General features: G+C 70.8%; 19 protein-coding genes. 7 read left to right on the top strand and 12 right to left on the bottom strand.

Annotation, left to right across the window (positions count from 1 at the left end):
- Positions 1 to 78: 78 nt before the first annotated feature.
- Complete coding sequence (locus MICNX66_RS01755; RefSeq protein ID WP_187663071.1) at positions 79 to 1,395, bottom strand: ABC transporter substrate-binding protein; 1,317 nt, start codon at positions 1,393 to 1,395, stop codon at positions 79 to 81.
- A gap of 233 nt (positions 1,396 to 1,628) precedes the next feature.
- On the opposite strand from MICNX66_RS01755, the gene MICNX66_RS01750 reads away from it, so the two are divergent.
- The 3 genes from MICNX66_RS01750 to purQ all read left to right on the top strand — a co-directional run bounded on the left by MICNX66_RS01750 (position 1,629) and on the right by purQ (position 3,265).
- Positions 1,629 to 2,159: an adenine phosphoribosyltransferase gene (locus tag MICNX66_RS01750; RefSeq protein WP_187663070.1), complete on the top strand. Its 531-nt coding sequence runs from the start codon at positions 1,629 to 1,631 to the stop codon at positions 2,157 to 2,159.
- 153 nt (positions 2,160 to 2,312) lie between these two features.
- On the top strand, positions 2,313 to 2,561 hold the full coding sequence (purS, locus tag MICNX66_RS01745) for a phosphoribosylformylglycinamidine synthase subunit PurS (protein ID WP_050304938.1): 249 nt from the start codon (positions 2,313 to 2,315) through the stop codon (positions 2,559 to 2,561).
- On the top strand, positions 2,558 to 3,265 hold the full coding sequence (purQ, locus tag MICNX66_RS01740) for a phosphoribosylformylglycinamidine synthase subunit PurQ (protein ID WP_187663069.1): 708 nt from the start codon (positions 2,558 to 2,560) through the stop codon (positions 3,263 to 3,265). The genes purS and purQ overlap by 4 nt, the downstream gene beginning before the upstream one ends.
- A 97-nt stretch (positions 3,266 to 3,362) precedes the next feature.
- Here the strand turns inward: purQ and MICNX66_RS01735 are convergent, their stop codons facing one another.
- A complete protein-coding gene (locus MICNX66_RS01735) occupies positions 3,363 to 4,619 on the bottom strand; it encodes a hypothetical protein (protein WP_187663068.1) in 1,257 nt (418 codons plus the stop codon).
- Between the two features lie 216 nt (positions 4,620 to 4,835).
- On the opposite strand from MICNX66_RS01735, the gene MICNX66_RS01730 reads away from it, so the two are divergent.
- The 3 genes from MICNX66_RS01730 to MICNX66_RS01720 all read left to right on the top strand — a co-directional run bounded on the left by MICNX66_RS01730 (position 4,836) and on the right by MICNX66_RS01720 (position 8,643).
- Positions 4,836 to 5,732 carry an SDR family oxidoreductase gene (locus MICNX66_RS01730; protein WP_060923499.1) on the top strand — a complete coding sequence of 299 codons (897 nt, stop codon included), beginning with the start codon at positions 4,836 to 4,838 and terminating at the stop codon, positions 5,730 to 5,732.
- A gap of 173 nt (positions 5,733 to 5,905) precedes the next feature.
- A complete protein-coding gene (locus tag MICNX66_RS01725; RefSeq protein ID WP_187663067.1) occupies positions 5,906 to 7,567 on the top strand; it encodes a glycoside hydrolase family 13 protein in 1,662 nt (553 codons plus the stop codon).
- A 68-nt stretch (positions 7,568 to 7,635) separates the two neighbouring features.
- On the top strand, positions 7,636 to 8,643 hold the full coding sequence (locus tag MICNX66_RS01720) for a LacI family DNA-binding transcriptional regulator (RefSeq protein ID WP_187663066.1): 1,008 nt from the start codon (positions 7,636 to 7,638) through the stop codon (positions 8,641 to 8,643).
- 104 nt (positions 8,644 to 8,747) lie between these two features.
- On the opposite strand, the gene MICNX66_RS01715 is transcribed toward MICNX66_RS01720, so the two are convergent.
- Positions 8,748 to 10,382 carry an FAD-dependent oxidoreductase gene (locus MICNX66_RS01715; RefSeq protein WP_187663065.1) on the bottom strand — a complete coding sequence of 545 codons (1,635 nt, stop codon included), beginning with the start codon at positions 10,380 to 10,382 and terminating at the stop codon, positions 8,748 to 8,750.
- 254 nt (positions 10,383 to 10,636) lie between these two features.
- On the opposite strand from MICNX66_RS01715, the gene MICNX66_RS01710 reads away from it, so the two are divergent.
- Positions 10,637 to 10,903, top strand: coding sequence for a metal-sensitive transcriptional regulator (locus tag MICNX66_RS01710; RefSeq protein WP_187663064.1), 267 nt, complete (start codon positions 10,637 to 10,639; stop codon positions 10,901 to 10,903).
- A 93-nt stretch (positions 10,904 to 10,996) separates the two neighbouring features.
- Here the strand turns inward: MICNX66_RS01710 and MICNX66_RS01705 are convergent, their stop codons facing one another.
- From MICNX66_RS01705 to MICNX66_RS01665, 9 genes are all read right to left on the bottom strand, one after another.
- The gene (locus tag MICNX66_RS01705; protein WP_025103993.1) at positions 10,997 to 11,623 is read right to left on the bottom strand and encodes a superoxide dismutase; all 627 of its coding nucleotides are present in this window, start codon (positions 11,621 to 11,623) and stop codon (positions 10,997 to 10,999) included.
- Positions 11,624 to 11,645: 22 nt separating this feature from the next.
- Positions 11,646 to 12,182, bottom strand: coding sequence for a flavin reductase family protein (locus MICNX66_RS01700; protein WP_187663063.1), 537 nt, complete (start codon positions 12,180 to 12,182; stop codon positions 11,646 to 11,648).
- Positions 12,179 to 13,528 (bottom strand): FAD-dependent oxidoreductase, encoded by a 1,350-nt coding sequence (locus tag MICNX66_RS01695; protein ID WP_197971864.1) that lies wholly within the window; start codon positions 13,526 to 13,528, stop codon positions 12,179 to 12,181. The genes MICNX66_RS01700 and MICNX66_RS01695 overlap by 4 nt, the downstream gene beginning before the upstream one ends.
- A complete protein-coding gene (gene fdxA / locus MICNX66_RS01690; protein WP_025103996.1) occupies positions 13,525 to 13,851 on the bottom strand; it encodes a ferredoxin in 327 nt (108 codons plus the stop codon). Before fdxA ends, MICNX66_RS01695 begins: the two co-directional genes overlap by 4 nt.
- A gap of 155 nt (positions 13,852 to 14,006) precedes the next feature.
- Positions 14,007 to 16,259 carry a glycoside hydrolase family 3 N-terminal domain-containing protein gene (locus tag MICNX66_RS01685; RefSeq protein WP_187663062.1) on the bottom strand — a complete coding sequence of 751 codons (2,253 nt, stop codon included), beginning with the start codon at positions 16,257 to 16,259 and terminating at the stop codon, positions 14,007 to 14,009.
- On the bottom strand, positions 16,259 to 17,398 hold the full coding sequence (locus tag MICNX66_RS01680) for an ABC transporter permease (RefSeq protein ID WP_187663061.1): 1,140 nt from the start codon (positions 17,396 to 17,398) through the stop codon (positions 16,259 to 16,261). Before MICNX66_RS01680 ends, MICNX66_RS01685 begins: the two co-directional genes overlap by 1 nt.
- 1 nt (position 17,399) lies before the next feature.
- A complete protein-coding gene (locus MICNX66_RS01675) occupies positions 17,400 to 18,488 on the bottom strand; it encodes an ABC transporter permease (protein ID WP_187663060.1) in 1,089 nt (362 codons plus the stop codon).
- Complete coding sequence (locus MICNX66_RS01670; protein WP_187663059.1) at positions 18,485 to 19,291, bottom strand: ABC transporter ATP-binding protein; 807 nt, start codon at positions 19,289 to 19,291, stop codon at positions 18,485 to 18,487. Before MICNX66_RS01670 ends, MICNX66_RS01675 begins: the two co-directional genes overlap by 4 nt.
- Complete coding sequence (locus MICNX66_RS01665; protein WP_187663058.1) at positions 19,288 to 20,112, bottom strand: ABC transporter ATP-binding protein; 825 nt, start codon at positions 20,110 to 20,112, stop codon at positions 19,288 to 19,290. Before MICNX66_RS01665 ends, MICNX66_RS01670 begins: the two co-directional genes overlap by 4 nt.
- Between the last annotated feature and the right edge of the window lie 142 nt (positions 20,113 to 20,254).

Below are 20,254 nucleotides of genomic sequence, written 5' to 3'. Positions count from 1 at the left end.
GTCCACTCGGGGCGCTGAGCGTCCACTCGGGGCGCTGGGCGTCCACTCTGGGTCGCTGAGCCTGTCGAAGCGAGATGATCAGCCGACGAGGTCGTCCAGCAGGCCGATCGCCTGGTCCCAGGCGCCCTGCGTGTCGGTCTCACCGCGGTCGAGTGCGCTCAGCGCCGGGCCGAAGACGTTCTCCTGGATCACCGAGTCGTCGGCGCCCTTGAACTGCGCGACGACGCCCTTGGCACGCTCGGCGAGGATGGCGCCGGTCGGCGCGTCGTTGAAGAACGCGTTGGGCGTGGCTTCGTCGGCGAGGGACTCCTGCGCCTTGATGGTCGAGGGGAAGTTGCCCGCGGCGGCGGACTGCTTCACCTGCTGCTCGGGCTGCGTCAGCCAGTCGGCGAGCTCGGCCGCGGCCTCCTTGTGCTCCGAGGACTCCGGGATCGACAGGAACGCGCCGCCCCAGTTGGCCGCGCCGCCGGGGAACACGTCCGCGAAGTCCCAGCCGGTCGACGCGTCGCCGCCGCCGGCCTCGACCTGACCCTGCACGACGCCGAGCATCCAGCCGGGGCAGACGAAGGTGGCGAAGGTGCCGTCGACGAACGACTTGCCGCCGTTCCAGTCCCACGCGGTCTGCGCTGCGGACTGACCGCCCTCGGTCGCGGCACCGAGGAGCTCGAAGCGCTCCTGGAGCTCGTCGTTGCCCTCGACGTTCAGCTCACCGTCGGCGGTGTAGTAGCCCTCGTCGAGCTGGTTGACCATGGCGTTCCAGACGAAGCCGGAGTGGTCGTACCAGGCCTTGCCGGTCTTCTCGGTGTAGTCGGCACCGACCTGGAAGTAGTTCTCCCAGTCGCCGTTGAGCAGTTCGGCGACGGACTCGCGGTCGCTGGGCAGGCCGGCAGCCTCGAACGCGGCGCCGTTGTAGCAGATGCCGCTCGGGCCGATGTCGGTGCCGTAGCCGATGACGCGGCCCTCGGCGTCGGTGGCCTGACCGTACTTCCAGTCGACCCAGTCGTCCTTGCGGTCCTCGATGCCGTAGTCGCGCAGGTCGACGAAGGTGTCGGAGACGTCCATGATGGCGCCGAGCCAGCCCTCCTCGATCGCGACGATGTCGCTGAGGCCGGAGCCGGCGGCGATCTTGGTGAAGGCGTCGGTGCGGGCGTTGCCGCCGGTGTCGATGTTGGTGGCCTCGATCGTCACGTTCGGGTGCGCCTTCTCGTACTCCTCGTAGAGGTCGTCGTAGCCGAAGGTGCCGAAGGTGGTGACGGTCAGTGTGACCTTCTCGTCGGCGCTGCCGCCGGTGTCGCCGTCGCCGCCGGTGCTGCCGGAGCAGCCGGCCAGGGCGAGAGCGGAGACGGATGCCACGGCGGCTGTCGCCAGGATCCGGGTGCGGGCACGTGAGTTCACGGTTCACTCCTTTGTGGGTTCGTGCGGGTGGTGGTGCGTGGGTGAGTCGTGGGAGCGCTCCCACGAACTTCCGTGAACTCTATGGGAGCGCTCCCACGATGTCAAGGGTGCCGGGTGCCCGCCGGTCCCCGTTCACAACTCAGGAGAATCGGGATCCGATGCCGCCGTTCGAGCGCCGCCGGCCCGGAGCCCGCGAATTCTCCGGAGTTGTGAACGCGGCGTACCCTTGTCCGGTGCCCGAAGCCACCCTCTCCCCCGCCCTCACCCGCGCCGAATCCCTGATCCGCAGCATCCCGGACTACCCGGAGCCCGGCATCATCTTCCGCGACATCACGCCGCTCCTCGCCGACGCCGAGGCCCTCCGCGTGACGACCGAGGCGATCATCGAGCCCTTCGCGGGGCGGTTCGACGTGGTGGCCGGCATCGAGGCTCGCGGCTTCATCCTCGCCGGGGCGGCCGCCATCGCCGCAGGCGTCGGGCTGATCCCGATCCGCAAGGCCGGCAAGCTCCCCCGGCCCGCGGCGTCCGTCGACTACGCCCTCGAATACGGCACCGCGACCATCGAGATGCACGACGATCTGCCCGCGGGCTCCCGCGTGCTCCTCATCGACGACGTGCTCGCGACCGGGGGCACCCTGGCCGCCGGTCGCCAGCTCGTCGAGCGCCTCGGCAGCCACGTCGCCGGCATCTCGGTGCTCTTCGAGATCGACGGCCTCGGCGGCCGCGAGGCGATCGGCGACCTCCACACCGTCTTCCACTCCTGACCCCCTCTGACGCCGAGACCCCGGTTTCCCGCCGACACCCCGATGTAGCGGCGGGCGCAGGGCGGGGTCTGGACGGGAGCCCGGGGTCTCGGCGGAGCATCGGCGAGCCGGTAGACTGAAACCGCCCGTCCGCCCGCGACTCTTGGAGCCGTCATGCCCACCATCGTCGTCGACGTCATGCCCAAGCCCGAACTGCTCGACCCGCAGGGCAAGGCCGTCTCCGGCGCCTTCGCCCGCCTCGGCGTCGAGGGCTTCACCGACGTCCGCATCGGCAAGCGCTTCGAGCTCACGGTCGAGGGCGAGGTCACCGACGAGGTCCTCGCCGAGGCCCGTCGCCTCGCCGACGAGGTCCTGTCGAACTCCGTGATCGAAGACGTCGTGGGCGTCGAGGTGGCGGAGTGACCGTCCGCATCGGCGTCGTCACCTTCCCCGGCTCGCTGGACGACGTCGACGCGCAGCGCGCCGTCCGCATCGCGGGAGCCGAGCCGGTCGCCCTGTGGCACGGCTCGCACGACCTCGAGGGCGTCGACGCCCTCGTCCTCCCCGGCGGCTTCAGCTACGGCGACTACCTGCGCGCCGGCGCCATCGCCGCGCTCTCGCCCATCATGAGCGAGGTCAAGGACGCTGCCGCGAAGGGCATGCCCGTTCTCGGCATCTGCAACGGCTTCCAGATGCTCGTCGAGGCGCACCTGCTCCCCGGCGGCCTGATCCGCAACGGGCACCAGCACTTCGTCCGCCGCGACCAGAAGCTCACGGTCGAGAACGCCGACACCGCGTGGACCAACGCCTTCCGCACCGGCCAGGAGATCATCATCCCGCTGAAGAACGCGGACGGCGGCTACATCGCCGACGAGCAGACGCTCGACCGCATCGAGGGCGAGGGTCTCGTGGCGTTCCGCTATGCCGGCGTGAACCCGAACGGCTCGCTGCGCGACATCGCGGGGCTGACGAACGAGGCCGGCAACGTCGTGGGACTGATGCCGCACCCCGAGCACGCCACGGAGCCCGGTTTCGGTCCGGACACCGCCGTCGCGATGCGCAGCGGGGTGGACGGTCTCGACTTCTTCACGAGCGCGATCGCCGCCGTCGCCCGCGTCGCCGCCTGACCCCTCCGTCGACCCACCCCTCTGCGTGCGTCCCACCCCCTTGCGGGCGCACCGAAGAGGCCGGGCCGACCGCAAGGGGCCGGGTCGACGGACGAGGTCAGGGGAGACGGAAGGGGTTGTCGCCCACGGCCGCGAGCAGGTACCAGGCCGTCGTGCCGGTGTGCAGGCTCGCGTAGTAGAGGTCGCCGAAGCCGGAGTCGAGTCCGTCGGTCGAAGTCGCCACGATGCCCTTGCCGTCGCCGTTCGCCGCGTCGCGCTGCACCAGTCGGATGTCGGCCAGCAGCTCCTCCGCGCGCGCCTGGTCACCAGGGGCCCCGCGTTCCTGCAGCGCGAGGGCGAGGTGTCCGCTCCCCTCGAACCAGACCTTGGACACGTCCACGTCACTGATCGACGGGCCTCGGTAGGGACCGTCCTGGGCCACGAGGTGCGCGAGCGTCCAGTCGACGGCCGCTCCGTACCGGGCGTCCCCGGTGCCGAGGAGGCTCCACGTCTGCGCGTCGAGCGGGATCGGGCGGGTGTTGATCGTGCTGCCGTCCAGCAGTGTCCCGGTGTCCACGTGCCCGTCGGCGCTCTGCATCGCCGCGACGAAGCCTGCGGCCACCGCCGCCCGCTCCGCCCACACCGCGTCGCCCGTGAGCTGGGCGAGCTGCGTGAAGAACCCGGCGATGTCGCTGTTGTGCTCGGTGGACTTCCACTCCAGCGGCACCCCGGCATCGGTCTGCCCACCGGTGTAGCCGTAGGGCGCGCGGGTCATGTCGGCGGTGTTGTCCTGGATCCACTCCGCGATGCGCACCGCGCCGTCGAGATACCGCGTCTCGCCGGTGGCGTGGAAGAGGCGGGCGAGCGCCATACCCACCCAGGCCTGGTTGCCGGTGAAGGTGCCGGGTCCGGTGATCTCCATGCGGCCCTGACGGATGCCGTGCGGTTCGTACGAGGTGCGGACGCGGCCGTCGCCGATGGGGTCGTTCTCCTGCACGAAGAGGAGGGTGTCCGCGACAGCTTGCGCGCGGCGCAGGTCGTCCGGCAGACCGCGGGCGGTGTAGGCGATGACGACAAGGGCGTCGTCGTAGACGAAGGAGGGCGTGAAGTCCCAGGACGGCGTGGTGAAGAATCCGCCCTCGTAGCTGCGCGGCAGGCACCGGCCTTCGCCGTCGCAGAACTCGTCGACCCGGGCGTCGAGGAACTCGTAGGCGAGCGCGACCGAAGCGGCGGGGTCGTTCACCGGGTCGGCCGGGGGCTGCACGCGCGTGCCGAACGCATCGGACACGGCGGGGGCGGCACCGACGAGCACGGCGCCGACGACGAGAGCGGCGACGACCGCCCAGGGCGCGGATCGGCGGGCGGAAGCGGACATCACGACCTCTCGACGGCAGGACCCCCCCAGGGACATGCCGCGAGCGACACGGGGGGATGTTCGCCACCCTGTCATGACAGGAGGCTCGAGGGGAAGTGTCTTTCGGCCACATGCGCGTGTACCAAAGCGACCGGACGCGTGCAAGGCGTTTGCCGGACCCGGAGCGCGAGGCGCACGATGGTCCTCCCGTCCCCGACCTCCCGGAAAGGACACCCCATGTCCCGCGACCAGTACACCTTCACCAACCCGGTCGAGCTCTACGCCGACATCCAGCCGCAGAAGCAGCACATGCGCGAGCCCGGTCTCGACGCGGACCTCACCCCGAAGGCCGACCTCGGCGAGGAGTCGTACCGCGGCACCGGACGACTGACCGGACGCAAGGCGCTCATCACAGGCGGCGACTCCGGCATCGGCGCGGCCACCGCCATCGCGTTCGCTCGCGAGGGGGCCGACGTCGCGATCTCCTACCTCCCCGAAGAGGAGGAGGACGCCAGCCGCATCGCCGGGATCCTCCGCGAGGCGGGTGCCACCGTGGCCACCATCCCCGGCGACCTGCGCGACCCGGAGTACTGCCGGACCCTGGTGGCCGAGGCCGTCGCGGCGCTCGGCGGACTCGACATCCTCGTCAACAACGGCGGTAAGCAGGTCTTCCAGGAGTCCCTCACCGACGTGACGGACGAGCAGTTCGACGACACGTTCAAGACCAACGTGTACGCGATGTTCTGGATCACGAAGGCCGCCCTGCCGCACCTCCCCGCGGGGTCGACGATCATCAACACGACCTCCATCCAGGCCTACTCGCCGTCGGACATCCTCGTCGACTACGCGTCGACCAAGTCGACCATCAACGCGTTCACGAAGGGCCTCGCCCAGCAGCTCGCACCCAAGGGCATCCGCGTGAACGCCGTGGCTCCCGGACCGATCTGGACCCCGCTGCAGCCGAGTGACGGGCAGCCGCAGGAGAAGATCGCGCAGTTCGGCCAGGACACTCCGCTCGGCCGGATGGGTCAGCCCGCCGAGCTCGCCCCCGCGTACGTCTTCCTCGCCTCCCCGGAGTCGAGCTACGTGCTCGGCGAGACCCTGAACGTCAACGGCGGCATGCCCACGCCCTGACTCTCATCCCCTGTCGACCCACCCCCTTCCGTTCCTCCCGGCCCCTTCCGGCCGTCCGCAAGGGGGTGGGTCGGACGGAAAGGGGTGGGTCGGCGGAGAGGGCGAAAGGGATCACCGAACCGTTTCGATACCTGTGGTGGCGGGACTGTAAGCGTTTGCAGTAGCCTGATCGCATGGCACAGCTCGAACAGATCGCAGCCCCCGGTTCCGAGTGGTGGCGCAGCGCCGTCATCTACCAGATCTACCCCCGCTCCTTCGCGGACGCGTCGGGCGACGGCATCGGCGATCTCCCCGGCATCACGAGTCGCCTCGACTCGCTGCAGGAGCTCGGCGTCGACGCGATCTGGCTCAGCCCGTTCATGACGAGCCCGCAGCGCGACGCCGGCTACGACGTGGCCGACTACCGCGACGTCGACCCGCTGTTCGGCACGCTCGCCGACTTCGACCTCATGCTCGCCGAGGCCCACGCCCGCGACATCCGCGTGATCGTCGATCTCGTCCCGAACCACTCGTCCGACCAGCACCCCTGGTTCCAGGAGGCGCTCAAGGCCGCGCCGGGCAGCCCGGAGCGCGCACGCTACATCTTCCGCGACGGCCGCGGTGAGAACGGCGAACTGCCCCCGAACAACTGGGAGTCGGTGTTCGGCGGCGGCATGTGGCAGCGCGTCACCGAGGCCGACGGCACGCCGGGTCAGTGGTACCTGCACATCTTCGACGCCACGCAGCCCGACTTCGACTGGAACAACGAGGAGGTGCAGGAGGAGTTCCGCTCGATCCTGCGCTTCTGGCTCGACCGCGGTGTCGACGGCTTCCGGGTCGATGTGGCCCACGGCATGATCAAGACCGAGGGCCTCCCCGACTACACACCGCCCACCGACGCGGACTCCATGGGCGGCGGCGAGTCGAACGTGCCGTACTGGGGCCAGGACGGCGTGCACGAGATCTACCGCGACTGGCACAAGGTGCTCGCGGAGTACGACGGCGACCGCGCGCTCTGCGGCGAGGCCTGGATGCCGACGCTGAAGGAGACCGCGCTCTGGGTGCGTCCGGACGAGATGCACCAGACCTTCAACTTCCCGTACCTGATGACGGCGTGGGACGCGAAGGCGCTCGGCGACGTGATCCGGGAGTCGCTGGACGCCTTCGGCGCGGTCGGTGCACCGAGCACCTGGGTGCTGTCGAACCACGACGTCGTGCGGCACGCCACGCGCCTGGCGCTCACGATCGACAACCCGCAGGGCGAGGGGATCGGCCCGAACACCCCGGACAAGCCGGACACGGCCATCGGCCTCGCCCGCGCCCGCGCGGCCACCACGCTGATGCTCGCGCTCCCCGGCTCCGCCTACCTCTACCAGGGTGAAGAGCTCGGACTGCCCGAGGCCATGGAGATCCCGGACGAGTACCGTCAGGACCCGACCTGGTTCCGCACGAACGGCGAGCGCTACGGCCGCGACGGCTGCCGTGTGCCGCTGCCGTGGGAGGCGGAGGCCCCGGCGTTCGGCTTCAACGACACCGGACTCTCGTGGCTCCCGCAGCCCGCGGACTGGGCGGCCTACGCCCGGGACGTCGAGGAGGTCGACCCGGCGTCGACCCTGGCCCTGTACAAGCGCCTGCTCGCCGGTCGTCGCGAGTTCGGATTCGGCACCGGGTCGCTGGTGTGGGAGGACGCCGGCCCCGACGCCGTGGCCTTCCGTCGCGGTGAGGTCCACGTGCTGGCGAACCTCGGCACGGCTCCGCTCGACCTTCCGGAAGGCGCGGTCGTCCTGCTCCGCAGCCAGCCTTTCGACGGCGCCCAGGTCCCGGTCGACACCGCCGTCTGGTACACCACGGCCTGACACCGCGGCGCCCGTGGCGCGCTCCACCCGGGGCGCGGCACGGGCGTCTCCGATCCGAAGGAACGACGATGGCGAGCATCGACGAGGTCGCCCGGCTCGCCGGCGTCTCCACCGCGACGGTCTCGCGCGCGCTGAGCGGCCGCGGGCACGTGTCGGAGTCCGCGCGCGAGCGCGTGCAGGCCGCCGCCGCCTCGCTCGGATACGTGGTCTCCTCCCGCGCCTCGAGCCTCGCGTCGGGGCGCACCCGCAACATCGGAGTCGTGGTGCCGTTCCTCGACCGCTGGTTCTTCAGCACCGTACTGTCCGGGGTCTCCGCGGCCCTGATGCGGGCCGGCTACGACATCACGCTCTACAACATCACCGCCGACAAGGACGTGCGCCGCCACGTGTTCGACACGTTCCTGCGCCGCCAGCGGGTCGACGCCGTGATCGCCGTGTCCATCGAGCTGGACGAGGACGAGACCCAGCAGCTCCTCGACCTCGGTCTGCCCGTCATCGCGATCGGCGGCCCCAATCCGAAGCTCGACACGCTCACGGTCGACGACGTCGCCGTGGCGCAGCTCGCGACGGAGCACCTGCTCGGCCTCGGCCACACCGAGATCGCCCACATCGGCGCGAACCCCGAGTTCGACATCGACTTCCACATCCCCACGAACCGACGACTCGGGTTCGAGCGGGCACTGGCCACGGCCGGCATCCCCCTGAACCCCGCGTTCCTGGAGCCCGCGGACTTCACGGTGGAGGGCGGCTACCGCGCCGCGAAGCAGCTCCTCGGGCGTCCGGGGCCGCGTCCCACCGCGGTGTTCGCCGCGTCGGACGAGATGGCGATCGGGGCGCTCCTCGCCGCGCGCGACCTCGGCTTCGCGGTGCCGGGGGACCTGTCCATCGTGGGCATCGACGGCCATGAGCTCGGCGAGTTCTTTCGCCTCACCACGGTCGACCAGTTCCCGCTCGGACAGGGCGAACGGGCGGCCGACGCGGTCCTCGCGAAGCTCACCGACCCGGAAGCCGTGCGCCCGCCCGCCGCCCTGCCGTACGAGCTCAACGTCCGCGGCACGACCGCCCGGCTCGTCTGAGCCGGGTGGCGTTCACAACTCAGGAGTACGGCGCGCAGAGACCGCGGTTCCGGCCCTGACGGGCGCAGGTGCGCCGGTTCTCCTGAGTTGTGAACGCGTCGAGCTCAGCACTCTGCGGTCGCGTCCCGCCAGGTGCGGTAGCCGCCGTCGAGATTGCGCACCTCGCGCCCGTGGTGCCGCAGCAGCCGGGTGGCGATGTGCCCCCGGAGACCGACCTGGCAGTGCACCACGAGGGGCCCGTCCGGCAGCTCGTCGAGGCGGTCGCGCAGCTCGTCGAGCGGGATGTTCCGCGCGCCGGGGATGGCGCCGTTCGCATACTCGCCCGCGGAGCGGACGTCGATGAGGGCTGCGCCCGCCTGCAGGGCGTCGTCGAGCTCGTGCCACTGGAGGGTCGGCGTGGTGCCGCTGCGGGTGTTCTCGGCCACGTATCCGAGGATGTTCACGGCGTCCTTCGCGGAGCCGAACTGCGGGGCATACGCGAGCTCGAGGTGCGCGAGCCCGGAGGCGGTGACGCCCGCGTGCAGCGCCGTCGCGATGACGTCGATCCGCTTGTCCACGCCGTCACGACCCACGATCTGCGCCCCGAGGATGCGGTCGGTGGCGGGGTCGGCAAGGAGCTTCATCGAGAGGGTCTCCGCGCCCGGGTAGTAGCCGGCGTGCGACGCCGGATGCACATGCACGGCGTAGAAGTCGCGGCCCGCGGCACGGAGCTGCTTCTCGCTCCATCCGGTCTTCGCGGCGGCCAGACCGAACACCTGCACGATGCCGGTGCCGAGCGCGGGGGGCGCTGACTCCTCCCGCCCCGCGATGACGTCAGCGACCATCCGGCCGTGGCGGTTGGCGAGACCGGCCATGGTCACGAGTGCCGCACCACCGCCGATGAGGTCGGCCTTCTCGACGCCGTCGCCGACCGCGAAGACGTCCGGGGCACTGGTGCGGCAGGCCTCGTCGACCGCGATGCCGCCGGTCTCGCCAAGACGGATCCTGGCGGCGCGGGCGAGTCCGACCTCGGGCACGACCCCGGAGGCATCGACGAGGAACTCCGCAGGGAGGGTGGCACCGTCGCTCAGGGTCACGGAATCCGCGGCCGTGGCCACGACCTCGACGCCGAGTCGCACGTCAACCCCGCGGCGCCGGACCTCGGCCGCGAGGGGGGCGGCCATCTCCGGATCCAGCGGGGCGAGCAGCTGGGCACCGCGTTGCACCAGGGTGACCGCGGCGCCCCGGGCGACGAGGTTCTCCACCGCCTCGAGTCCCGTGTATCCGCCGCCGACGACGACCACCGGCAGTCCGGGGCGGAGGGCGGCCTCGATCGCATCGGCATCCGCCACGGTCCGCAGGCTCCGCGCGGGGAGGGCTCCGGTCGGCTCGTCGCCGCGGGGCCGGGCACCGGTGGCGAGCACGAGGCGGTCGTACGGGTGGGTGCTCCGGTGGCCGCTGTCGAGATCGACGACCTCGACCGTCTTGCGCGCGGTGTCGATGCCGACGACGTCGTGACGGACGCGGACGTCCAGCCGGAAGCGGCGGTGCAGCGACTCCGGGGTCTGCAGCAGGAGGGCGCCGCGCTCCTCGATCACGCCGCCCACGTAGTAGGGCAGACCGCAGTTGGCGTAGGAGACCTCGGGACCGCGCTCGAAGACGACGATGTCCGCGGACTCGTCGAGGCGTCGGAGCCGGGTCGCCGCCGACATGCCGCCGGCGACCCCGCCGACGATGACGACGCGGAGTGGCGCGCTCATCGGCCGAACAGCCGGGCCAGGAGACCGCCCTTGGCCTCGTCCTTCGGATGGCCCGTGCACCAGTCCGACGCCGGCACGGTGCGGCGGACGGCGTCGACGTGCTGACCACACCCCGCCCAGGTGGTCTTCCCGCAGGTACGGCAACGGACTGCTCGACACATCTGTTCTCTCCTCACTCGATACCCCGGTGGGTATGCAGACACTATACCCCCGGGGGTATAGTGGAGCGCACAGCCGGCCTTCAGGGAGAGACCATGACCACCGTCGACATCGACACGCAGCGCAAGATCGCCAACCGCCTCAAGCGCGCACAGGGACAGCTCGGCGCCGTGATCGCCGCGGTCGAGAGCGGCGGTGACTGCCGGGCCGTCGTCACGCAGCTCGCCGCCGTGACCTCCGCCCTGGACAAGGCGGGGTTCCAGATCATCGCCTCCGCCATGAAGACCTGCCTCGAGGACCCCGCGCAGGACGACGCCGTCCCGCTCCCCGACCTGGAGAAGCTCTTCCTCACCCTCGCCTGAACGCGACCCGGCCCCTTGCGGCCACCCCGGCCCGTTGCGGACGATCGCAACGGGCCGGGGCGCACGCAAGGGGCCGGGTCGGCGAAGAGGGGGTCAGGGGACGAGGAGACCCGCGGTCGCGGTGCGCGCCGTCTCGAAGCGGCGCTGCACGTCGGGCCAGTTCACGAGGTTCCAGAACGCCTTGACGTAGTCCGCCCGCACGTTGAGGTAGTCGAGGTAGTAGGCGTGCTCCCACACGTCGAGCTGCAGCAGCGGGATGACGCCGAGCGGCGCGTTGCCCTGCTGGTCGAAGAGCTGGAAGATCACCGGGCGAGCGCCCACCGAGTCCCAGGCGAGCACGGCCCAGCCGGACCCCTGCACGCCGAGGGCCGTCGCGGTGAAGTGCGCGCGGAAACCGTCGATCGACCCGAACGAATCCGCGAGCGCCGCCGAGAGCTCGCCCTCCGGAGCCCCGCCGCCCTCGGGCGAGAGGTTCTGCCAGAACACGGAGTGGTTGATGTGGCCGCCGAGGTTGAACGCGAGGTCCTTCTCGAGCTTGTTCACCGCTCCGAGGTCGCCGCTGTCCCGGGCCGCCGCGAGCTGCTCCAGCGCCGTGTTCGCGCCGGTCACGTAGGCCTGGTGGTGCTTGGAGTGGTGCAGCTCCATGATCTTGCCGGAAATGTGCGGCTCCAGCGCGGAGTAGTCGTAGGGCAGCTCGGGGAGCGTGTACGGAGTGGACATGGTTGTTCCTTTCGTGACGGGGTCAGAGGGCGGTGTCGTGGGACAGGGCGTGGAATCGGCGGTCGATGTAGACGAGCGGGCGGGCGGGGCGGCCCGCGAGCACCTCGAGCACCTCGGCGATCACCACGGTCGACGAGCCGACGGGCACGGTCTGGATCGCTCGGCAGCGCAACGCGACCCTGGCCTCCGCCAGGTGCGGCTCCCCGGTCGGCAGCGTCGTCCAGCCCTGCTCGGGCGTGAAGCGCTCGGAACCGCTCACCGCGAAGCTCTGGGCGAGCGCGGAGTGCTCGTCGTCGATGAGATGCACGACGAAGGTCTCCGCGCCGAGGATGGCCCCGGCGCTTCCGGTCGCCCTGGTCACCGAGAACACGATGGCCGCCGGATCGACGGCGACCGACGACACGCTCGACGCGGTGAGGCCCACGGGGCCGTCCGGACCCTGCGCCGTGATGATGGCGACACCGGCGGGGTGGGTGCGGAACGCCGCCTTGAGCCCCTCTCCGACCGGCGTGGGCACCGGAGCGGCGGGGTGCGGGGTGGTGTGCGGGTCGCGGGTCATCGGGTGCTCTCCTCGAGAGGGATGGGGGTGGGGGTCGCGTGGGCGCGCATGGCTGCGCGGTCGACGAGCTTCGTGCGCTCCCGGCCGCGGACGGCTCCGGCGCGGCGCTCGGCCTCGTCGATGCGCAACCAACCCTCCCAGTCCACCACGCCGGGGAGGTCCAGGGGCGGGTCCCGGTCGATGCGGGCGGACGGAGTGGCAGCGAGGTCCTCGACGAGATGCTGCACGGTCTGTGCGGCGTCGGACTTGGTCGAGCCGATGAGTCCGATCGGCCCGCGCTTGATCCAGCCGGTGGCGTAGAGGCCGGGGACGGGCGTGCCGTCGGCATCGAGCACCCGCCCCTCCGCGTTCGGCACGATGCCCCGTGCCGCGTCGAACGGCACACCGGGCACGGGCGAGGAGAGGTAGCCGATCGCCCGGTAGACGGCGCCGACCTCGTAGCGCACGAGCTCGCCGGTGCCGACCATGCGGCCGAGCGGATCGGACGCGGTGCGCTCGAACTCGATGCCCTCCACGCGGTCCGCACCGAGGACGCGGACGGGTCGATGCCGGAAGTGCAGGTGGATGCGCCGGGAGGCCCCGGCGGACGGACGCTCCGCCCAGTCCGTGAGGGTGCGCACGATGATGCGGCGCTGGGAGAACTGCTCCAGCATGCGGGCGGCGTGGTCGTCGAGCTCGAGATCGGCGGGATCGACGATCACCTCCACGTCGTGCTGCTCGCCCAGCTCGCGCAGCTCCAGGGCCGAGAAGCGCACATCGGCCGGGCCACGGCGGGCGAAGAGGTGCACGTCGCGGATCCGACTCGCGGCGAGCGCGTCGAGGATGTGGTCGGGGGTGTCGGTCGACTGCAGCGCGGCGGCGTGCTTCGCGAGGATGCGTGTGACGTCGAGCGCGACGTTGCCTGCGCCGAGCACGGCCACGGACTCCGCCTCCAGACCCCAGCCCTGGGCGACGTCGGGGTGCGCGTCGTACCAGGCCACGAACTCCGCGGCTCCGTACGATCCGGGAAGGTCGGCTCCCGGCACGTCGAACGTCACGTCACGGTCGGCTCCGGTCGCGATGACGACGCCGTCGTACGCCCGGCGGAGCTCGTCGACCGTCACATCGACGCCGACCTCGACGTTGCCGCGCAGCCGGATGCCGGGCTGGAGGAGCACGTCGTGCAGCGCATCGATGATCTTGCGGATGCGCGGATGGTCGGGGGCGACGCCGTAGCGGACGAGCCCGTACGGGGCGGGAAGCTTCTCGTACAGGTCGATGGCCGCCTCCGGCACCTGCGCCCGGATGAGGTCGGCGGCGTAGATGCCCGCGGGGCCCGCGCCGACGATGGCGATGCGCGGGGTCACTCGTGCACCTCCTGCGGTGGGAGCGCGGCGATGAGGGGGTGGTCGTGCCGGATGAGCCCGGTGCGGGCGGCGCCGCCGGGCGAGCCGATCTCGTCGAAGAACTCGACGTTGGCCTTGTAGTAGTCCTGCCACTCGTCGGGGAGGTCGTCCTCGTAGTAGATCGCCTCGACGGGGCACACCGGCTCGCACGCCCCGCAATCCACGCACTCATCCGGGTGGATGTAGAGCGACCGTTCGCCCTCGTAGATGCAGTCGACGGGGCACTCGTCGATGCAGGCCTTGTCCTTGAGGTCGACGCACGGCAGCGCGATCACATACGTCATCGCGACTTCTTCTCTGTCCCACTCACGCCCTCCACCGTAAAACCTCAAGTGCACTTGAGGTCAAATCGAGGCGCCGAGACCCCGGCCTCGCGCCGAGACCCCGCCGCCGCCGCGCGGATACGACGGGGTCTCGGCGGGGAAGCGGGGTCTCGGGATCAGGACGGGGAGATCTCGAAGGGGGCGGGGAGGAGGTGCTCCTCGCGGGAGCTGGGGCCGACCAGGAGCGTGAAGGCACCGGGCTCCACGGTGCGGACACCGGCGGCGGTCACGATCGTGCAGTCCGCGACGGGGACCTCGAGCCGCACGCGGGCGCTCTCCCCCGGCGCGAGCTCGACCTGCCGGAAGGACTTCAGTTCACGGTCGGTCCAGCTCACGCTCGTCACCTCGTCCCGCACGTAGGCCTGCACGGTCTCGCGGACGGGCCGGTCCCCCGTGTTCGTCACGGTCACGTGCCCCACCACGGTGTCGCCGAGGCGCAGCTCCGTCTGCTCCAGCTCCAGGTCCGCGTACGCCACGGTCGTGTACGACCGGCCCTCGCCGAAGGCCCACGCGGGCGCCTGGGTGAGGTCGGCGTAGCGGTCGCCGTGCTGGCCGCGGATCTGGTTGTAGTAGGTCGGCTGCTGTCCGACGTGCCGCGCGAACGAGATCGGCAGCCGCCCCGAGGGCTCCACGGCACCCGTGACGATGTCGGCGAACGCCCGTCCGCCCTGCATGCCCGGGTTGGCCGCCCACACGACGGCCGCCGCGCGCTGCACCGAAGACGGGAGCACGAGAGGCTTGGACGCCAGCAGCACCACGACGACGGGCTTCCCGGTCTCGATGAGCGCATCGAGCAGGGCGTTCTGGCCGCCGATGAGCTCCAGCGTGGCCGTGGACCGTCCCTCGCCCACGAGCTCGATGCGATCGCCCACCACCGCGACCACGACGTCCGCGGCCTCGGCGGCGGCCACCGCCTCCGCGATCAGCGCGGGATCCGGCGGGCACGGCTGCACCACGGGAGGACGCGGCTGGTTGTCCGGGAAGTGCGTGCCGCGGGGGTCGTCAGCGAGCGTGAGGATGTCGGCGCCGCGCGTGTGCGTGACCGTCCACGCGTCCACCGCGCGGAGGCCGTCGAGCACGGTCGTGATCATCTCGCGGGGCTGTCCGTCGAGCCAGCCCGCCTGGCCCGAGCCGCCCGCCCAGTCGCCGAGCTGCGTCTGCGCGTCGTCCGCGAGCGGCCCGGTCACCGCCACTCGCAGCGGTGCCGCCGGGTCCAGCGGCAGCAGGCCGTCGTTCTCGAGGAGCACGAGCGAGCGGCGCGCGATCTCGAGGTTGAGCTCCGCATGCGCGGCGCTGCCGACCACGGCGGACACGTCGTCGCGGGGCAGCCGGGGGTCTTCGAAGAGTCCGAGCTCGAACTTCAGCGTAAGGATGCGGGAGACCGCGTCGTCGAACGCGTCCTCCGGCAGCAGCCCCCTGGCGACCGCGTCCAGCGCCCCCTCGAAGAACCCGGGCGTGGTCATCACCATGTCGTTCCCTGCGCGCACCGCGGCGGCCGCCGCATGCGTGAGGTCGGGCTGCACCCGCTGCTCCCACACCATCCGGCCCACGTTGTCCCAGTCGGTGATGAGCGTGCCGGTGTAGCCCCACTCGCCACGGAGCACGTCGCTGAGCAGCCACTCGTTCAGCGTGATGGGCACCCCGTCCGTCGTCTGGTAGCCGAGCATGAACGTCCGGCAGCCCTCGCGGGCGACCCGCTCGAACGGCGGCAGGAACCAGGAGCGCAGCTTGCGCGGGGAGATGTCCGCCTCGCTGGCGTCGCGTCCACCCTGCGTCTCCGAGTAGCCGGCGAAGTGCTTGGCCGTGGCGAGGATCGCGGTGGGGTCGTCGAGCCCGTCACCCTGATAGCCGCGCACCATGGCCGAAGCCAGCTCCCCGATGAGGAACGGGTCCTCCCCGAAGGTCTCCCCCACCCGCCCCCAGCGCAGGTCGCGGGCGATGCAGAGCACCGGCGAGAACGTCCAGTGGATGCCGGTGACGGCGACCTCCTCGGCCGTCGCCCGCGCCACGCGCTCGACAAGCGCCGGGTCCCACGAGGCCGCCATACCGAGCTGCGTCGGGTAGATCGTGCCCCCGGGGAAGAAGGAGTGACCGTGGATGCAGTCCTCGCCCACGAGCAGCGGGATACCGAGTCGGGTCTGCGCGACCAGGACGGCAGCCCGCCGCAGACGCTCGTCCGAGGCGTGCAGGATCGAGCCCGCGTGCCGCCGGAGCACGTGGTCGTCGATGTCGTCGCGAGCGTCGAGCTGGAGCATCTGCCCGACCTTCTCCTCGAGCGTCATGCGACTGAGGAGGTCGGCCACGCGCTCGGGGATGGAGAGAGCGGGGTCCTGGTACGGGAGCTGCGTGGTCAGAGTCTGAGAGGTCATCACTTCGTGTTCTGGTTCGTGTGCGGTGTCGCGGTGTTCGAGGAGTCGGTGGTGCCGGAAGCGCCCGGCGAAGTCGCCGACGATACGGGATCGGGGCTCTTCTCCGGCAGGGGCACGCTGCGGACGGCCGTGACGGCGTCGTTCACGTTGAGCCCCTTCTTCTTCATCGCCCTGGCCCGCTCTCCCGCCGAGCGCAGGCGCGGGTTGACGTACTCGTCGATGCCGAAGTTGATGAGCGAGAGCGCGACGCCGATGATCGCGATGCAGAGCCCGGCCGGCACATACCACCACCACAGCCGCGGGAACGCGCCGTTCTGCTGGGCCCAGAACAGGATCGTCCCCCAGTTCAGGTTGCTCACCGGGATCACGCCGATGAACGCCAGGGTCGTGAGCCCGAGGATCGCGGCGGTCACGGTACCGACGAAGCTCGAGGCGATGAGCGCGAGGAGGTTCGGCAGCATCTCCACCGTGATGATGCGACGCAGCGGCTCGCCGTTGGCGCGCGCCGCCTGGATGAAGTCGCGGTTGCGCAGCGACATGGTCTGGGCGCGCAGCACGCGGGCTCCCCACGCCCACCCGGTCAGCCCGAGCACCGCGGCGATCACGATGAGCGGCGGGTTCTCGAACTGGGAGGCGATGATGATGATGAGCGGGATGCCGGGGATGACGAGGAACACGTTCGTCAGCGCCGACAGCGACTCGCTCCGCCACCCGCGCACGTAGCCCGCGATGACGCCGATGGTGATCGCGATCGCCGTGGCGATGAAGGCGGCGAGGAAGCCGACGACGATGACCCCGCGCGTGCCGTAGATGATCTGGCTCAGGACGTCCTCGCCCATGTGCGTGGTGCCGAGCCAGTGCTCCCAGGACGGCGACTGCCGGAGCGCGGAGCGGTCCTTCTGCGTCGGGCCGTACGGGGCGATCCAGGGGGCGAAGACGGCGATGAGCACGAACGCCCCGAGGATGATCAGCCCCGCGATGGACTTCGGGTTGCGGAACATCGCGAACGCCTGGGCGAGCTGCGATCGGAACGTCCGGCGCGCCGGCGCGCGGTCGGCGGGCGTGCGCAGGGTGGCGGTCTCCGGCATGCCGGAGGGGACGCGCGAGCCGTCGGGGGCGGTGGTGGGGGGAACGGTCATGTCAGGACTCCGTCTGGCGGGTACGCGGGTCGAGGTAGGCGTAGACGACATCGGCGAGGATGTTGGCCACGAGCACGGAGAGGGTGATGACGAGGAACACGCCCTGCATGAGCGCGAAGTCCTTCGCGTTGGTCGCGTCGAGCAGCAGCTTGCCGACACCCGGATAGCTGAACACCATCTCCATCACGATCGTGCCGCCCACGATGAAGCCGATCGACAGCGCGAAGCTCTGGATCTGCGGGAGCACGGCGTTGCGGGCCGCATACGCCCAGAGCACGCGTCGGTTGGGCATGCCCTTGGCCTGGGCGACGGTGATGTAGTCGTCGTCGAGCACGGTCAGCATCATGTTGCGCATCCCCAGCACCCAACCGCCGAGCGAGGCGACCACGATCGTCAGCGCCGGGAGGGTGCCGTGCGCGATCACCTGCCCGATGAAGTCGAGACTCCATTCCGGCGACTGCCCCTTGTCGTAGGCATGCGAGGAGGGGAACCACTTCAGCGTCGAGGAGAAGATGGCGATCGCGATGAGGCCGAGCCAGAAGTACGGGATGGTGTTGAAGAACGTCGTCACCGGGATGATCGCGTCGAGCTTGCTCCCGCGCTTCCAGCCGACGATGGCGCCGGCGACGGTGCCGAGCGCGAACGAGATGATCGTCGCGATGCCCACCAGCCCCAGTGTCCAGGGCAACGCCGCCCCCAGCACCTCGGCCACCGGCCGCAGCCCGTGCAGGGTCGAGATGCCGAGGTCGCCGCGGAGCAGCATGCCCCAGTACTCGAGGTACTGCTGCCAGAGGCTCTTGTCGGTGTCGATCCCCAGCAGGATGCGCAGGGCGTCGGCGGCCTCCGGGCTCACCGTGCGGTTGCGGGCGAGGTAGGACGTCACCGCGTCGCCCTTCATCAGCCGCGGCAGGAAGAAGTTGATGGTGATCGCGGCCCAGAGCGTGAAGAGGTAGAACGCGGCGCGTCCGGCGAAGAAGCGCCAGGGCACGCGCCGGGTCCCGCGGTCCACCGTCGTCGCGGTCGTCCCCGCCTCCCGTGCGCTCTGCGCGATGAGGTCGTTGTCGTCGAGCTGCGGAAAAGCCGTGCTCACCGCGCACCTCCGTTCGATGCCGCCGACGCGAAGTGCTTCTCCGGGTCGGGCGATGCGGCGCGCAGAGCGCGGGTGTAGGGGTCCTGTGGATCGAGGATCACGTCGTCCGCCGTGCCGTACTCGACGACCCGGCCCTGGTTGAGGACCATGATCTCGTCGCTGAAGTGGCGTGCGGTGGCGAGGTCGTGGGTGATGTAGAGCACGCCGAGCCCTTCCTCACGCTGCAGATCGGCGAGGAGGGTGAGCACCCCGAGCCGGATGGAGACGTCCAGCATGGAGACGGGCTCGTCGGCGACGAGGAGCGACGGCCGGGAGGCGAGCGCCCGCGCGATGGCGACACGCTGACGCTGCCCGCCGGAGAGCTCGTGCGGTCGGCGGTCGATCACCGCATCCGGGTCGAGGCGCACGCGCTCCAGGAGCCGGCGCACCTCGGCCTCCGTCTCCGCTCTGGACACGACGTCGTCGAGACGGAGGGGCCGCTCCAGGTGGTACCGGATGGAGTGCGAGGGGTTGAGGGAGGCGAACGGGTCCTGGAAGACCATCCGCAGCTGCTGCCGATATCTCCGCAGTCCGCGGCCGCGGCGCGGGACCGGCGCGCCGTCCAGCAGCAGGTCGCCGGCAGTCGGGGTCTCGAGCTGGGTGAGGATCTTCGCGATCGTGGACTTGCCGCTGCCGGACTGTCCGACCAGGCCGATCGTCTGCCCGGATGTCAGCGTGAAGCTCACGTCGTCGAGGGCTTTGATCTGGCCGGCGCCTCGGACGTTGTACGCCTTCGTGACGTGACGGAATTCGAGGGTGGTCATCGCACCAGCACTCTTCTCTCCCCGGTGAGCCGGGGGAACGACGACAGCAGGGTCTTCGTGTACTCGTGCTCGGGCTGCGTCCAGATGCGCTCTGCCGTATCGAGCTCGATGATCTCTCCCTCGCGCATGATCGCGATCCGGTCGCTGATCTCCAGCAGGAGGGGGAGGTCGTGCGTGATGAAGACGACCGAGAACCCGAACTCGTGCCGCAGCTGCGAGATCTGCGTGAGGATCTCCCGCTGCACGAGGACGTCGAGCGCCGTGGTGGGCTCGTCCATCACCATGAGCTGCGGCCGCAGCGCCAGGGCCATCGCGATCATGACGCGCTGCCGCATGCCTCCGGACAGCTCGTGCGGGAAGGAGCGAGCACGCTCACGCCCGACCTTCACGATCTCGAGCAGCTCCTCCGCCTCGGCTCGGCGCTGCTTCCGGGTCATGTCGGGTCGGTGGATCTCGAACACGTCCTCCAGCTGCGATCCGACCGTCGCCACCGGATTGAGGGCGTTCATCGCCCCCTGGAACACCATCGACACCTTGTCCCAGCGGAATCGCTGCATCGCGTCGACGTCCAGCGCGTTGATGTCGATGTCGACACCGGTCACGTCGTGGAAGGTGACGCTGCCGCTCGTGATCACGGCGGGCGCGCGCAGCAGCCGCTGGACGCCGTACGCGAGCGTCGTCTTGCCGCAGCCGCTCTCGCCGGCGAGGCCGAGGATCTCGCCGCGCTGCAGTTCGAGGGTCACGTTCTTCACCGCCGCGACGGGCGGGTCGACGTCGTACACGACGGAGAAGTCGCGCACGGTGAGCAGGGGATCTGACATGGTGCTCCTAAGTGGGGCGGGCCCTTCGACAGGCTCAGGGACCCAGATGGGTGGCTGAGCCTGTCGAAGCCCCGCCGTGGGTGGCTGAGCCTGTCGAAGCCCCGCCGTGGGTGGCTGAGCCTGTCGAAGCCCCGCCGTGGGT

This window comes from Microbacterium sp. Nx66 (genome assembly GCF_904066215.1).
In the GTDB taxonomy this organism is placed as follows: domain Bacteria; phylum Actinomycetota; class Actinomycetes; order Actinomycetales; family Microbacteriaceae; genus Microbacterium; species Microbacterium meiriae.
Note: the sequence above shows the minus strand (reverse complement) of the source record. Positions and strands in the feature narration are given on the sequence as shown.